Origin of the sequence: Haloarchaeobius sp. FL176 (assembly GCF_024609245.1) — an archaeon.
In the GTDB taxonomy this organism is placed as follows: Archaea; Halobacteriota; Halobacteria; order Halobacteriales; family Natrialbaceae; genus Haloarchaeobius.
In genome coordinates this window covers 278947-292568 of sequence record NZ_JANJYH010000004.1, presented here as the reverse complement: position 1 = coordinate 292568, position 13622 = coordinate 278947, and the positions used below count along the sequence as shown (strand labels likewise).

At 67.1% G+C, this 13622-nt stretch carries 12 protein-coding genes and 1 pseudogene; 6 read left to right on the top strand and 7 right to left on the bottom strand.

From position 1 onward, the window contains the following. Window positions 1–3 precede the first annotated feature (3 nt). Window positions 4–651, bottom strand: coding sequence for a trans-aconitate 2-methyltransferase (locus NO978_RS09945; protein ID WP_257299437.1), 648 nt, complete (start codon window positions 649–651; stop codon window positions 4–6). Between the two features lie 129 nt (window positions 652–780). Here NO978_RS09945 and NO978_RS09940 point away from each other — a divergent pair, with 129 nt between their 5' ends. Further along, window positions 781–1593, top strand: coding sequence for a hypothetical protein (locus NO978_RS09940; RefSeq protein WP_257299436.1), 813 nt, complete (start codon window positions 781–783; stop codon window positions 1591–1593). Between the two features lies 1 nt (window position 1594). On the opposite strand, the gene NO978_RS09935 is transcribed toward NO978_RS09940, so the two are convergent. Further along, window positions 1595–3949 (bottom strand): ATP-dependent DNA helicase, encoded by a 2355-nt coding sequence (locus NO978_RS09935; RefSeq protein WP_369684134.1) that lies wholly within the window; start codon window positions 3947–3949, stop codon window positions 1595–1597. 483 nt (window positions 3950–4432) lie between these two features. On the opposite strand from NO978_RS09935, the gene NO978_RS09930 reads away from it, so the two are divergent. Continuing rightward, window positions 4433–6676 carry a LamG-like jellyroll fold domain-containing protein gene (locus NO978_RS09930; RefSeq protein WP_257299434.1) on the top strand — a complete coding sequence of 748 codons (2244 nt, stop codon included), beginning with the start codon at window positions 4433–4435 and terminating at the stop codon, window positions 6674–6676. Between the two features lie 68 nt (window positions 6677–6744). After that, window positions 6745–7350, top strand: a complete 606-nt coding sequence (locus tag NO978_RS09925) for a DUF1684 domain-containing protein (RefSeq protein WP_257299433.1) — start codon at window positions 6745–6747, stop codon at window positions 7348–7350. 36 nt (window positions 7351–7386) lie between these two features. On the opposite strand, the gene NO978_RS09920 is transcribed toward NO978_RS09925, so the two are convergent. After that, window positions 7387–8067: a class I SAM-dependent methyltransferase gene (locus NO978_RS09920; RefSeq protein WP_257299432.1), complete on the bottom strand. Its 681-nt coding sequence runs from the start codon at window positions 8065–8067 to the stop codon at window positions 7387–7389. 95 nt (window positions 8068–8162) lie between these two features. Between NO978_RS09920 and NO978_RS09915 the strand changes: the two genes are divergently transcribed. From NO978_RS09915 to NO978_RS09905, 3 genes and pseudogenes are all read left to right on the top strand, one after another. Beyond that, entirely contained in the window at window positions 8163–8606 is a 444-nt protein-coding gene (locus tag NO978_RS09915) for a DUF2391 family protein (protein WP_257299431.1), read from the top strand. 144 nt (window positions 8607–8750) lie between these two features. Continuing rightward, window positions 8751–9328 (top strand): annotated as a pseudogene (locus tag NO978_RS09910) (hypothetical protein). A 23-nt stretch (window positions 9329–9351) separates the two neighbouring features. Beyond that, window positions 9352–9663, top strand: coding sequence for a nucleoside triphosphate pyrophosphohydrolase (locus NO978_RS09905; protein ID WP_257299430.1), 312 nt, complete (start codon window positions 9352–9354; stop codon window positions 9661–9663). A gap of 35 nt (window positions 9664–9698) precedes the next feature. Here the strand turns inward: NO978_RS09905 and NO978_RS09900 are convergent, their stop codons facing one another. The 4 genes from NO978_RS09900 to NO978_RS09885 all read right to left on the bottom strand — a co-directional run bounded on the left by NO978_RS09900 (window position 9699) and on the right by NO978_RS09885 (window position 12878). Then, complete coding sequence (locus NO978_RS09900) at window positions 9699–10484, bottom strand: hypothetical protein (RefSeq protein WP_257299429.1); 786 nt, start codon at window positions 10482–10484, stop codon at window positions 9699–9701. A gap of 404 nt (window positions 10485–10888) precedes the next feature. Next, on the bottom strand, window positions 10889–11842 hold the full coding sequence (locus NO978_RS09895) for a Zn-ribbon containing protein (protein WP_257299428.1): 954 nt from the start codon (window positions 11840–11842) through the stop codon (window positions 10889–10891). After that, a complete protein-coding gene (locus NO978_RS09890) occupies window positions 11842–12228 on the bottom strand; it encodes a DUF2073 domain-containing protein (RefSeq protein WP_257299427.1) in 387 nt (128 codons plus the stop codon). Before NO978_RS09890 ends, NO978_RS09895 begins: the two co-directional genes overlap by 1 nt. A gap of 5 nt (window positions 12229–12233) precedes the next feature. Next, the gene (locus NO978_RS09885; protein WP_257299426.1) at window positions 12234–12878 is read right to left on the bottom strand and encodes an Era-like GTP-binding protein; all 645 of its coding nucleotides are present in this window, start codon (window positions 12876–12878) and stop codon (window positions 12234–12236) included. Window positions 12879–13622 lie beyond the last annotated feature (744 nt).

The window sequence follows — 13622 nt, the reverse complement described above, 5'->3', positions numbered from 1 at the left end:
GGGCTACGCTGATTTGTTGACGTACACCGCGGGACTCGACCGGCGGGCGTAGTCGGCGTCACCCGCACCGACGGCCGACCAGTAGCTCCGTGGCGTGTGTCCCAGGAGTTCACCGATGCGGTCGTACGACAGCAGGTTCTCGCCGCGCCCGACGAGTTCGAACGCCTCGCGCCGCTGGTCGTCGGTGTCGTCGTTTACCCACGCCTTCGTGTAGCGGTTCGGGTAGTTGCAGACGAGCGTCCCGCCCGGCGCGACCAGGTCGTAGAGTTCGACGAGGGCACGCTCGGCGTCTGCGACGAAGTACAGCGTCGCCATGCAGTAGGCGAGGTCGAACTGGCGCTCGACACCGAGCTCTGGGAGGCCGGCGACGGCGAACTGGAGGTTGTCGAGGTCCGCTTCGGCCGCTCGCTCGCGGTTCGCTTCGACGACCGAGGGAGCCACGTCGTAGCAGTGGAACGTCGTGTCCGGATACTCGGGGGCGAGCTCGAACGGCACGAGCGCGGGCCCACAACCGACATCCGCGACCGACTCGGGGACGCCGATCCGTTCGAAGAACGTCGCCAGGTGATCGGGCATCGCCTCGCCGCCGAGGTACGCTCCGCGGTCCCAGTCCGTGGTCGCGTAGAAGTCCCGCTCCCAGTCGAACGACATACCCGCGAGTGGCCACCGTCGGCGGAAGTGCGTTCCGGTCGTGGCCGTGTCACGAGTTGACTAACCAACAGGATTCTATTCAAACACTGTTGGGAAAGAATTAACTGGAACTGTCCGAGTATGAGACGTATGACCGTGGGCAGGTCCGATGGGCAGTCGACCGGCATCGGCGTCGTCAGTGCCGGCCTCTCCGCCGTGTACGACGCGCTCGGGGTTGGACGCGACGAGGGCGACGAGGAGGAAGCCGACGACGACGACGACGTCACGTTCATCGGCGAGACCACCACCGACACCGAGGACCAAGGGACTGACGACCCGGCCGAGGACCCGTTCGCGGAGCTCGACCCGGACGCGCTCTCGCTCCCGGACGAGACCGACGCGGACCCGAGCGAGGAGTCCGCCGCGGACGACGGCGACGACATCTCCTGGGACGACGTCGCCGACAGCGACGAGCTGGCGTGGTCCGACGACGACGACTGGGGTTTCGACGGGGACGACACCGAGGAGTCGTTCAGCTTCGGCGGCGAGAGCCAGCCGGAGAGCGTCCGCGTCGAGAACGACACGTTCGGCCTCGACGACGTGCGCTGTGACGACCCCGACCAGCACTACGAGACCGCCCACGACGAGTTCAAGGCCGTCTCCGAGGAGCTGGAGTTCTCCGGCACCGTCGACGACCTCGAGCTGGACGCGCTCACGCTCGGCGACTCGACCGAGGACGACGACATGGAGACGGTCGACCTCGACGAGTTAACCGGCGAGGACCCCGAACGACGTGAGGGTACCTCGATAAACTCGAGCAGTGAGCGCAGCGAACCGCGAGAGCGCGAGGAACCCGACGAGCCCGCGAACGACGACCCGGACTGGGACCCCGGCTTCGACGGTGACGGCCCCGACATGGAGGGGTTCAACTTCGGCGTCGAGGAGCGCGACGGCTGGAACTGAGCTATCCCCGCTTCGACCAGAACCGGTCTAGCCCCAGGTCCAGCATGTCCGGGCTGACCGGCTGGAACTCCTCGCGCTCCGTCTCGGGGAAGTACTCGCGCACCGAATCCCACGAGTCCCGGGCGTAGCGCGCGTCGACGAACACCCGGACGCCGACCTCCTCCGGCCCCCTGATCACTCGCCCGATGGCCTGTCTGGCCTTCCGGACCGCCGGCACCGTCAGGGCGTACTCGAAGCCGTCGCCGAACGTCTCGTCGTAGGCGCGCTTCAGGGCCCGTGTTCTGGGCGAGGCGGTGTTGATGAGCGGGACGCCACAGACGACCGCCGCCGAGAGCCGGTCGCCGCGGTAGTCCACGCCCTCGGTGAGCGTGCCACGGAGACTGGTGACGAGCACCTTCCCGTCGCCCGCGAAGAACTCGTCCTTCAGCGACTCCGTGGTGCTGTCGGCGCTGGACTCGTCCAGTAGCACCGACTTGTCGAGGCGCTCGTCGCAGACGCCGGCGATCCACTCCGCCTCGCGGTAGTTCGGCATCCCGACGAGCACGTTGCCCGGCCGGCCCGCGACCGCACAGACCGCGTCCACGTGCATCCGCCGGGTCCGGTTCTCGTCGCCCGGGTCGCCGCGGTTGTCGTAGGTGAACTTCGGCGCGTCGACCGCGAAGGATTCGCGGTTCTCCTCGGGGAAGTGCAGGCCGTAGGTTCGCGTCTCGACCGGCCGTCCCTCGTTCTGGAGGTGTTTCAGCCCCGTCACCTCCGCGAAGGCGTCGAGCGGTTCGAGCGTCGCGCTCATCAGCACGCCGCCGCCGAACTCGCCGAGGTGCTCGCCGATGACCCCGGAAGGCACGCAGTTCTGGATGGCCAGCCGGGCGTTGTACGCGCGTCGCCAGGAGTCCGCTGGCTCGATGTCGTCCCAGGTCCGTTCGAGCTCTATCTCGCGGAAGTACTCGGTGTGGCCGCGGTGGTACCACGACGCGAGTGTGCGCGCCATCCCCTCGACGGCCCGTGATTTCTCCTCGTCCTCGGCGTCGTTGAGGACCCGGGCGACCACCGCGGCCGTGCTCGGAAGGTTCGTCCAGTCTGCCGGGCCGTAGCCGGCACGCTCGGCCCACTCGGTCAGCTCGTCTGGCTGTGGCGTATCGGGGTCCCGCAGCGGTATCTCGTCGTCGTGCAGGGTCGTGAGGTCCGCGCGCCACGAGCGGTGCTCGCGGTCGAGGTGTGCGGTGACGCGTCGGTCCAGCTCCTCGCGGAGGTCGGTGACGAACGAGCGCGCTGCCTTCAGCTCGGAGAGGCCGACCTCGGCGTCCGAGAGTTCGGCCCGGACGAGTTCAGCGTCGGCGCTCGTGTGCCGGCTCGCCTCCCCGCCTCCCTCGTCGAACTCTACGGGCTGGATGACCCGCGTGAGTTCGGCCTCGGCGTCGCGCAGCGTCGTGTCGCCCACGCCGTCGCTGACGAGGTCCCGCACGCGGGGTTCGAGCATGTGCGCCTCGTCGCAGACGACGAACGTGGAGTCGTCGAGCAGCGCGCCGGTGAACGAGCTGGTGGTCCGGGGATCGAACGCGTGGTAGTAGTTGCCGACGACCACCTCGGCGTGGCCGAGCAGCACCCCCATCAGCGAGTGCGGGCAGGAGCCGTACTCCATCCCCTTCGCGACGAGGTCGTCGGGGCGCAGCAGCCCCGTCTCGGTCAGGTCGAACGGCACCGCCTCCGCGGGGTCGCCGTCGTCGGGCAGGTCCGCGAGGAACCGCGCGTAGAACGGGCAGAACTCCACGTCCGCGCCGCCGGTGTCGTACTCGGGCATCGTCGGCGGGTACGGCGACATCTCGCCCGCACTCTCCAGGTACGAGGCCGACGCGCCGCCGGCCCCCGAGCCCGCGAGGTCGATCTGCTGGCTGCGGGCCTCCGCGGCGAGCGCCTCGGCGGTCGTCGCCCCGCCCTCACCCGCGAGGTCACGCGTGCGCTCGCGGAGCGAGTCACACCGCTCGTAGACGTTCTCGTCGTCGATGCCGCCCGCGTTCTCGCGGTTGTACGGGCAGACGTCTGACTTCCCGACGAGCGTCAGCGCCGACACCGGGTCCCAGTCGTCGGGCAGGTTCGCGTTGATCGTCTCCAGGTCCTGTTCGAACTGGCGGAGCTGCTGCTTGACGCTCGTCAGCACCAGCACGCGTTCGTAGTCGCTGTCGGGGTCCCTGACGAGGTCGATGCCCGCAGTCAGCGCGAGCATCGTCTTGCCAGTCCCGCAGGCCCCCTCGACCACCGTGAATCCGCCGTCCTCGGCGGTGTCGATGGCCGTCTCGATGCCGTCGACCTGCTCGTCGTACGGCTCAGCGTGTCCGAACACGTCCCGCCAATCGTCCATCTGGATTGCGCTCATCGTCCCCCGTGCATAGACTTGTCGGAGGCTGGGTCGGCATCGTTCAAGAAGGGTGAGATTGGTTCGACCTGCGTCGATTACTGACTATTCACCACCGGCGCGCGGCCGTGCTGCGTGTCGAGCCTGCGAGACGCGCAGCACACGCCCACGCGAGGGATGAGCGAGGGAGCCTGCGACCGAGCGAAGAGGCTGGGGAGGCGTGAGCTGCGGTGTGGTAGCAGTAGGCGGGATTGAAAGGGGCGAGGCGCTCGGCGAACCCCGACGAAGCAAGCACCGCAGGAACGAGGAGCGCAGCGAGTCGTGGGAGCCGAGCGCCTCGGGGCTTTCTGGCTGTTGGCGGAGCAAGTGACCCCCCACGAACTCGGAAGATCAACCTCACAACACTCAAACGCCACGAAAACCCACGAGATCCATGTTCAGTAATCGGCCCGCAGCCTCTTTTACCCCGATTCCGTACCCGTCAACAGAATGAGGGGGGTTGCCGACCGAGACACGAGACGAGCAGCGACGAGCCCGATAGCGATTCTGCTCATCGTGGCACTGACGCTGGTCGTCGCCGGGGCGGGGTTCGTCTTCCTCGGTGACGTGGTAGATATCGGCGAGACGACGCCGCAGGCGCGGATGAGCGCGGACTTCGACGCCGACAGCGGCATCGTCCGCATCCAGCACGACGGCGGCGACACGCTGACGCGGGCGAACACGGAGTCGCTGACGGTCCGGGTGCGGGACGCGAGCGACGGCAGTACGGAGGAGTTCGAGTGGCTCTCGGGGACGACGAGCCGCATCTCGGCGGGCGACGGCTTCCTCCTCGACGACGCGGGTGGGCTGCCGGTCGGGGACGCGGCGTTCTCCGGTCGGTTCGAGCCAGGTGACCAGGTGCAGGTAATCTGGCAGACCGACGAGCAGTCGACGATCCTGGCGGACTACACGGTCGACCAGCCCGCCAGACCGTATCTGGCGTGGACGCTGGAGCCGCGCCGCGGGCTGCTCGCGCACTTCCCGCTCGACGAGCGCGACCTGGTGGCCCGAGACAGCGTCGGGAACGCCGACGGCGAGCCGATGGGGCCGACGCCGGGCGCGAACGGGCAGGTAGGCACGGCGTACAGCTTCGACGACAGCAACGACGAGTACGTCGCGCTCGACCGGCGCTTCGACACCGACGGCGCATTGGACCAGGTGAGCGCCTGCGCCTGGTTCAACACGGACGAGTCAGGCACCGGAAACTTCGACAACTGGGCGCTGCTCGACTTCGACCGGTCGGAGTACTTCAACCTCTACGTCCGTGGGGACGACGGCCGTGTTGGCTTCTCCACGTCCGCCGAGAGCGGTACGGGCTCGCTCCACGACCAGTTCTCGAACGGGAGCTACAACGACGGGAACTGGCACCTCGCCTGCGGGGTCTACAACCGCAGCAGCAACGAGAAGCGCATCTACGTCGACGGGAGTCTGGATGCCAACGAGACCAAACCCCACGGTGGCAAGGCGCTCGGGAGCGGCGTGACCCGGTACGGCTTCATCGGCGACGGCAGCGAGGCGAGCAGCTACGACGGGGACCGGAACAACCACCACTTCGACGGCCGCGTCGACGACGTGCGGCTGTACGACGCCGCGCTCAACGGCAGCCAGGTGCAGGACCTCTACGACGCCGGGACCGGCGGCGGGGCGACCGCACCGACGAGCGACCTGGTCAGCCACTGGCGGCTGGACGAGAGCCAGACCAGCGACGACGACACGGTGCTCGGCGAGCGCGCGGACGGGAGCACCGTCACCGCGGAGAACAACGGCGCGTTCGGCAACGCGAGCGGCGTCGACGGGACCGCCTTCGAGTTCCGCGACGGCGGCTACGTCGCCATCGACGACAGCTTCGACACCGCCGGCGAACTCCCACAGATGACCGCCTGCTCGTGGTTCCGGACGAGCGAGACCGGCACCGGCGACTTCGACAACTGGGCACTGCTGGACTACGACCGGTCCGAGTACTTCAACCTCTACGTGCGGGGCGACACCGGCGGCGTCGGCTTCTCGACGTCGAGTCAGAGCAACTCGAAGGCCGACCTCTCGACGGGCACGAACTTCGCCGACGGGAGCTGGCACTTCGCCTGCGGCGTCTACGACGGGACGGAGAAGCACATCTACGTCGACGGGACCGAACGGGTCAACGCGACCAACCCCCACGGTGGACAGCCGCTCGGCACCGGGACGACCCGATACGGCTTCATCGGCGACGGCAGCGAGGCCGGCAGCTTCGACGGGAGCCGTAACGACCAGTACTACGACGGGCGGGTCGACGAGGTCCGGCTGTACGACCGCGCGCTCGAGCAGGAGGAGATCGAGGCGCTGTACACCGCCGACGGCGGCGGCTCTGGCAACCGCACGGTGACGACAGAGGCCCGGAGCTACCCCGCGTCGTTCGACGCTGACGACCTCGTGCTCACCAACGTCGACGCTACCGTGCCGTCGGGGACGAGCATCACCGTCACCGTCGAGTCGGACCCCGACGGCGACGGGACGTTCGATAAGTCGAGCGACGCCATCGACGTGACCGGGGCGACCGGCACCGTCGACGTGACCAACCTGAGCACCGACAGCGACACGTTCCGCCTCCGCATCGAGCTCGGTACCTCGACGGGCACGCTCCCGAGGTTCGGCGGCGCGGAGCTGACGACCGGCAACGCCACCGCGAGGGTGCTCGCATCCCCGGCGGCGGCCTGAGTGCGCGGGACACGACGGCCGGTACCCGGAGCGCAACATCTACCCACGTCCACACGAAATCGGAGGGTATGGCCGACAGCGACGCCGACGACACAGGAACAGCTGCCGACTTCGACGTCGACGCCTGGCGCGAGGAGCTCGCGGCCAAGCGCGCGGAGAAGGACGAGTTCTTCGCGAGCCACCCACACTCGCCGGTTCCCGAGCCCGGGCGCGACGCCTTCGACGGGCTGGACTACTTCGAGCCGGACCCCGACTATCGCGTGACGGCGACGCTACACCTCGTCGACGGCGACGACGACGAGATCGCCCGGATGGAGACGACGACCGGCGGCGAGCAGCGCTACCGCAAGGTCGGCGAGCTGACCTTCGAACTCGACGGCGAGACGCACGCGCTGGCTGCGTACCGCCCGACAGGCGAGGACCGAGAGACGCTGTTCGTCCCGTTCCGCGACAAGACGACCGGACAGCAGAGCTACGACGCTGGTCGGTACATGGACCTCGAGGCCGAGCAGGAACTGGAAGACGGTGAGACCGTCGTCGTGGACTTCAACCTCGCGTACACGCCGTTCTGTGGATTCAGCGACGCCTACGCCTGCCCGCTCCCTCCCGAAGAGAACTGGCTCGAAGCCGTCGTCGAGGCCGGCGAACAGAAGCCCGAACTGAGCGAGCACTGAGTCGAGAACACGTTCCTGGCGGACGGTCCGGCGCTGCTACGGGGCGACGCCGACCGTCAGCAGTGTCCCGTAGGTCCGGTAGCGCTCGACCATGGCCTCGCGGCTCTCCCAGTCGTCGGTCGGGAACGCGTCGGCGTCCGGAATCTCGATGTCACGATCCGGGATGGTGTCCTGCTCGGCGACGTGGAGGCCCGCGTCCCGGAACTGGCTGCGGTACTCCGACGCGCTCCAGCGGGTCATCTCGACCTCGATGAACTCCTGCCACTCGTGGGAGTGGACGTTCTCCTCGTAGTAGTTCACCGCACAGTAGAACGTCCCGCCCGGGCGGAGGATACGCGCGACCTCTTCGAGTGTGTGGCCGGGGTCGGCGGCGTAGTAGAACGCCTCCATCGACCAGACGTGGTCGACGGAGTCGGTCGCGAACGGTAGCGCGTCGAAGTCGCCGACGAGATAGTCGACCGCGTCGTCGTCGGTGTACGACCGGGCGTTGGTGGCCATCTCCGGCGACCCGTCGAGCCCCCAGACCCGCCCGGCGTCCTTGTTGTCCCGGAGCGCACGCCCGGCGTAGCCCGACCCGCAACCGAGGTCGACGACGGTGTCGCCGGCCTCGACGGGCATCCGCGCCAGCGCGTGCTTCGCTGTATGCCAGTGACGCTCCTCCATCCCGCGGTCCCGGCCGTCCTTCGCCCAGGCGTCGAACTCTGCTCTGACGCTCATGTGCGCTGATTCGGTGGCCCCGACCAAAACGGGTTCGACACGAAACCGGGTGCTCGAACGCAACCGTTTACTTCGGTGGCCGAGTCACGGGGAGCATGGTCGGTGTACGACGGCGTTACCAGTTCGCGGACAGCGCGCAGCAGGTCGTCGGCGGCTTCCTGCTCGCGGGACCGTTCGTCGTCACCGAGGAGGTCTGGCAGCTCGCGGCGAGCATGGAGAACATCAACGGTGCCGCCATCGTCGCCATCGTCTTCGCCATCGGCTACGGCGCGCTGTACAAGGCCGACGACGACCGCAACCCCGACCGGGAGGCCGAGGTGGGCGGCGTCCCCCTTCGGTTCGTCTCGCTGATGGTCGTCTCCTTCGGCTCCGTCCTCACCCTCGCACTTGCGTTCGACGCCCCGAACACGTTCCTGGTCGAGGGGGAGGTGCTGACCGACCCCACGACCATGGACGTCGTGGGGACGACGCTCAAGGCCACCGCGGTCGGCGCTATCTTCAGCGTCGTCGGTGCCGCGACGGCCGATTCGCTCCTGTAGCGACGCGGAATCGACGACGTGGTGGATGCGGACCTTCGTCCTCTCGGGTGCCAATCACTCCACGGGAGTGGTCGGATGCTCCCCGCTACCGTACCGCAATCGACCACCCGCACGCTTAAGTTTACGCCACCGGTTCCCGCGTGTATGGACTACACGCTCGGTATCGATGGGAGCGACCGAACCGCTGCGGGTGGGACGAGCATCCTGCTGGTCCATCCTTCCACAGGGGAGACCGACCGCATCGACACCAACTTCCTCCGCGAGGACACGGACCACTTTCTCGTCATCTCGACCCGAACCACTGCCCGCGAGGTACGCCAGAAGCTCGACTACTACGACGTCGACGACTCCAGAGCCGTCATCCTCGACACGCTGAGCGTCGAACGGGGCTACTCGCGCCGGTCGAGCGACCGCGTCCACTACGTCTCCGCTCCCGACGACGTCGCCGGCATCGTCGAACAGGCCGAGCGCTTCTTCGAAGAGCACGACGGCAAACTGCGCGTCAGCTTCGACTCCATCACCGAACTCGCCTACTACGCCGGCGAAGGCGAGGCCCGCAAGGCCGTCGAACGGCTGGTCGACCTCGTCGACGAACACGACGCAGTCGCGCTGTTCCACCTCTCCGACGAGGTCACGACGACGACACCGAAACCGGCTACCGCGACCTCTTCGACGTGGTGGTCGACCTCGACGTCGACGGCAACGTCGATATCGTCGAGTAACCCCCTGAAGCGAGTCACCTCGCATGAGGGAGTACGACAAGCTCGTCCGTGACCGCATCCCGGAGGTCGTCCGCGAGAACGACGAGACACCCGTCACGCACACCGTCGATGGCGAGGCGTACCGCGAACGACTCCGGGAGAAGCTCGTCGAGGAGGCCACGGAGTTCCGCGACGACCCGACCGTCGAGGAGCTGGGCGACGTGCTCGACGTGGTCGCGGCCATCCGCGAGGCCGAGCCCGTCGACGAGGGCGACCTCCAGCGGAAGCGACGGGCCAAGGCGGCCCAACGCGGCGGCTTCGAGGACGGTGTGGTGCTCGACCGCGTCGAGGAGTAGGTCGGCGGGACGGCGGTCGTCGGGTCGCTGCGGGCTCAGTTCTCGTCCAGTTTCTCGAACGTCTTCTCCGCCCACCTGACCGCGTACGGTGCGCCGCGGTCACGGTAGGTGTCGGCGTCGAGCGCGCCGAAGGGGGCCGGGAGTTCGAGGGCGTGCTTGATTGCGCTGCAGGCGAGTTCGGCGGCGTCCGCGAAGTCCGTCTCGCCGAGCGCGACCTCGCGAGACAGCCCGTCGAGTCGGCCCTCGAGCCGGCTTCCGGCGTCCTGCCACGCGTCGCCGAGTGACGGGTCGGTCTCCAGCCAGTCCGCGAAGGTATCCCGGGTGTGCAGCCCGACCCAGCCGTCGTACAGGGCAGCCGCGAGCTGATAGGTGGCGTTCGGGCCGAGCGAGACCGCGCCGTCGAGGTCGGCGTAGCTGTCCTCGAAGAAGCCGAGGAAGTGCTCCGGCACGTCGAGTCCGACCTCGACGACCGCCTCGGCGACGAGGAAGTCGATGAACTCGGTCGGCGACCCCTGCACACGCGGTTTGACGATGACGACCGACGGGTCGGTCTGGTGGGTCCAGGCGACGCTGCCGTCTCCCGGTGCACCGATGGTGAACGTGGACCCGGCGAGCCGGTCGAGGACCGCCGGTGCGTCCCCGGGGAGCCACTCGCGGGGGTACGTCTTCGGGTCGAGCGCGTCCACCAGCAGGCCGAGGTCCTCCGCCTGGGCCGGTGGGAGCGTCTCGAAATCGTTCGCGGCGTCGAGGACGAGTGCGTCCGGAGCGTGCCGCTCGCGGACGGCGGCGACCTCCGGAGAAAGCTCCCGTTCCTGGAACATCAGATGCCGAGGCTGGTGGCGACCAGCGCGACAGACAGTGCTCCGGCGATTCCGACCGTCGCGAGTACGATCTTCGTGGCTTCGCTCATGTTCGTCACGAACGGGTGGGAGTGCTTAAAACTATCAGTTCCGGCGCCCGGGCCACACCAGCATTTCGACTGCAACCCTGGATTCCAACAGAGTCAAATTAGAGAGAGTATAGAGTGGGTTTAGAGTAGAAACGGTTGGGTGTGACATCCGTCCCCGTAGCAGACGGCGTGTCGACGGCTTCCGTCGACATCGAGGGTGAACGTGTGGGACTGCACTTGACCGGGAGTCGAACTGTACTCGGCCCGGGACCGGACTACACTCGGACCGGGAATGGGACTCGGCCGTGAGTCGAACCAATCGGTCGTGGGAAGGACTCAGTCCTCGCCACGCCAGGAGTCCGGCACGTCGATGACGTACCGACCGTCCTCGCGTAGCGAGATGATGTACTCCTCGCGGTCGTACAGCTCCATCAGGTTCAGTTCGTACTGCCCCGGGTTGAGTATCTTGATGCTCTCGAACTGCTGGTTCAGCTCGTCGCGGAGCTCGTCGAGGTCCGGCCGGTCTTCGATCTGGGTGTCGGCCGGGTCGGCGGCCTCGTGGCGGTCGTCCGTAACGTCGGGTGACGGCCCGGCGACGCCGGGCGCGTCGTGGTCGGTCGCTGCACCAGACTCCGCCGCGTGACCGCCGCCCGCTTCCGATGCGTCCGCCGGCGGCGTCGCGGTACCGTCCGGAAGTTCGTCCGGCGAGACGACGTCCGAGCGGGCGCTCGCCTGCGCGTTGTCCTCGTCATCGGCAGTCCGTGCATGGATGGATCCGTCGTCGCTGTCCGGGTCGGCGTGTGTCGTCGACGCCGCCTCCGACTGTGCATCCGCCGTCGAGGTGTCGGCTGGCGATGCATCGGCGGTGGTGTCGGCTGTCGACGTATCGGCGGTGGTGTCGGTCGTCGTAGACGCGTCGGCGCTCGCTGTGGGCTCGTCGCTGGTCCGTGCTGCCGCCTTCTCCGCGGGCGTGTCGTAGTCCTCGGTGCCCGACTTCGGCCACTCGCCGGACGGTGACTCACTGGCCGGTCCGTCGCGGTCCGACGGTCTGTCGGGCTCGTCACTGCCACCGCCGACCCAATCTCGGACCGTGGTGGCCGCCTTGCTCACCGCACCAGCCGAGGAGCCTCGGCTCGGGGGGTCCCCCGGCGAGTTCGCCTCGACCGACTCGTCGACGGCGTCCGCCGGGATGAACTGGAACTTGTTGCCGCCGCAGTCCGGACAGCCCGACAGCATCTCCTTCGAGCCGTCCTCGAACGTGCGCCCGCAGTCGGTACACTGGTGGGGCATTATTTCCGGGAGACGAGTGCGCTGATGAGCGTTTCGTCCTTGTGCAACGTCTCGATCTGGTTCGCCGGACCGATGACGGTGAGCTTCGCCGTCTCCTCCTTGCCCATGATGCGGTCGAGGATGCTGGCGTCGTTCGTCTGGGAGCGTGGATAGGTCTCGATCTCGATACCGTTGAACTCGTCGGGGCTGATCTCCGTCATCGTCACCTCGATGAGCTTCGACTCCTCGTCGGGCGAGAGCCCCTCTTCGAGGATGACGATGTTCCCGTCGCGAACCCCGTCGAGGATGACGCGGATCTTCTCCATGCTCGCGAGGTTCTCCATGCGTTGCCCGCTGATGAGGTCGATCTGGACCCCGCCGTTGTCTGAGGCTTTTGCTTCCGGCATCTGTATCACCCAAAGTACTCCGCTATCTTGTCGTACACTTCGTCCATGTTTTCGCCCTCGAGCGCGGAGAGTGGCACCGTCTCGTGCTGGGGGAACGCGTCCTCGATGCGCTTGATGCTCGCGTCGTCGAGGTCGATCTTGTTGGCGAAGATGAGCACCGGCAGGTCCCGCGACTCGATGATGCCGATGAGCATCGTGTTCACCTGCGTGAAGGGGTCCGTCGTGCTGTCGAGCACGTAGATGACGCCATCGACGTCCTCGCGGAGCCAGTGCATGGCCTCGGCGACGCCCTCGGTGGCTTCCCGCGACCGCCGGACGGCTTCGTCCTGGTCGAACTCCTCGTAGTCGAGGAACTCCTCGTAGTCCACCTTCGTCGTCACACCGGGCGTGTCGACGATGTCGATGTTGACCGAGCTCCCGTTGCGCTCGATCTCGACGTTCTCCTTCCGACGTGCGCGTCGTGTCTCGTGTGGCACGTGGCTCTCCGGACCGACGGCGTCACCGGTCCAGTCACGGGCGATGCGGTTCGCCAGCGTCGTCTTCCCTGCGTTGGGTGGGCCGTAGATACCGATCCGTTTCTGTTCTTCTTCCGTGAACAGGCTCTCTCGTACCTGCTGTAAACTGCTTTTGAGTCCTGAAATGAGTCCCATCCTATTCTGTCCTCCCACACGCGTCTCGAAACGATGGTCCGCGTGCGTCTGGCAGTAGTACCGCACTCGATTCACTTAAGCGTACGTCAGACATGGGGTTTTGGGCCCCTCACGCCGTTCGATCTCCAGTCGAAATGTGGGGGTGTGATTACGATGGTCCGTGCGTACTATTGTAGATTTCGGCCGCCGAGAGTCGTGATTCATCTTCTCCGACACGAAAGCCGACTGTTTCACGTGGAGGTTGATCTCCGAAGGGAAACTGACGACGGCACGTCCGAACGACCCCCCAGTCGTGGCACCCTACCTCACCTGTAGGGGAGCGACCGACGGTTGGCCCAGGACGGCAGGCAACGGCTGTGATGGGCACCAGCCGGATAGAATCCGATGCACTTCTCGCCGGATCGAAGGTTCTGACCCGGTCGAAAGCTCGAATCGAAGGCCGACCGGAGCTACCCCGTCACTCCAGCGTCGAAGTTCGAGTTGTCCGCACGGACCCGAACGTTCAATCCCCACGCGAGGACTACAGGTCGAGATACGGCCCTGGAGTCATCGAGATATGCCCTCGACTGCGAGCAACCGAACGCGTTCCGCCGGACAGACTCCGAACGAGAACGGCAGACTGTCGATGCTGTCGCCGTGGACAGAGTCAGTACAACGACACTCCGGCTCGGGTGTCGAGCTCCGACCGGCCGTTCGCTGCAGTCCGACTCTACACGAACTATCGGTTCTCGTGTCCAGAAGGAT

Excerpts from the sequence above, each read along its gene's own strand:
- NO978_RS09890 (WP_257299427.1), bottom strand. The coding sequence starts at position 12,228 with ATGCCGGAAGCAAAAGCCTCAGACAACGGCGGGGTCCAGATCGACCTC.
- NO978_RS09935 (WP_369684134.1), bottom strand. The coding sequence starts at position 3,949 with ATGGACGATTGGCGGGACGTGTTCGGACACGCTGAGCCGTACGACGAG.
- NO978_RS09885 (WP_257299426.1), bottom strand. The coding sequence starts at position 12,878 with ATGGGACTCATTTCAGGACTCAAAAGCAGTTTACAGCAGGTACGAGAG.
- NO978_RS09900 (WP_257299429.1), bottom strand. The coding sequence starts at position 10,484 with ATGTTCCAGGAACGGGAGCTTTCTCCGGAGGTCGCCGCCGTCCGCGAG.
- NO978_RS09905 (WP_257299430.1), top strand. The coding sequence starts at position 9,352 with ATGAGGGAGTACGACAAGCTCGTCCGTGACCGCATCCCGGAGGTCGTC.
- NO978_RS09940 (WP_257299436.1), top strand. The coding sequence starts at position 781 with ATGACCGTGGGCAGGTCCGATGGGCAGTCGACCGGCATCGGCGTCGTC.
- NO978_RS09895 (WP_257299428.1), bottom strand. The coding sequence starts at position 11,842 with ATGCCCCACCAGTGTACCGACTGCGGGCGCACGTTCGAGGACGGCTCG.
- NO978_RS09945 (WP_257299437.1), bottom strand. The coding sequence starts at position 651 with ATGTCGTTCGACTGGGAGCGGGACTTCTACGCGACCACGGACTGGGAC.
- NO978_RS09920 (WP_257299432.1), bottom strand. The coding sequence starts at position 8,067 with ATGAGCGTCAGAGCAGAGTTCGACGCCTGGGCGAAGGACGGCCGGGAC.
- NO978_RS09915 (WP_257299431.1), top strand. The coding sequence starts at position 8,163 with ATGGTCGGTGTACGACGGCGTTACCAGTTCGCGGACAGCGCGCAGCAG.
- NO978_RS09925 (WP_257299433.1), top strand. The coding sequence starts at position 6,745 with ATGGCCGACAGCGACGCCGACGACACAGGAACAGCTGCCGACTTCGAC.
- NO978_RS09930 (WP_257299434.1), top strand. The coding sequence starts at position 4,433 with ATGAGGGGGGTTGCCGACCGAGACACGAGACGAGCAGCGACGAGCCCG.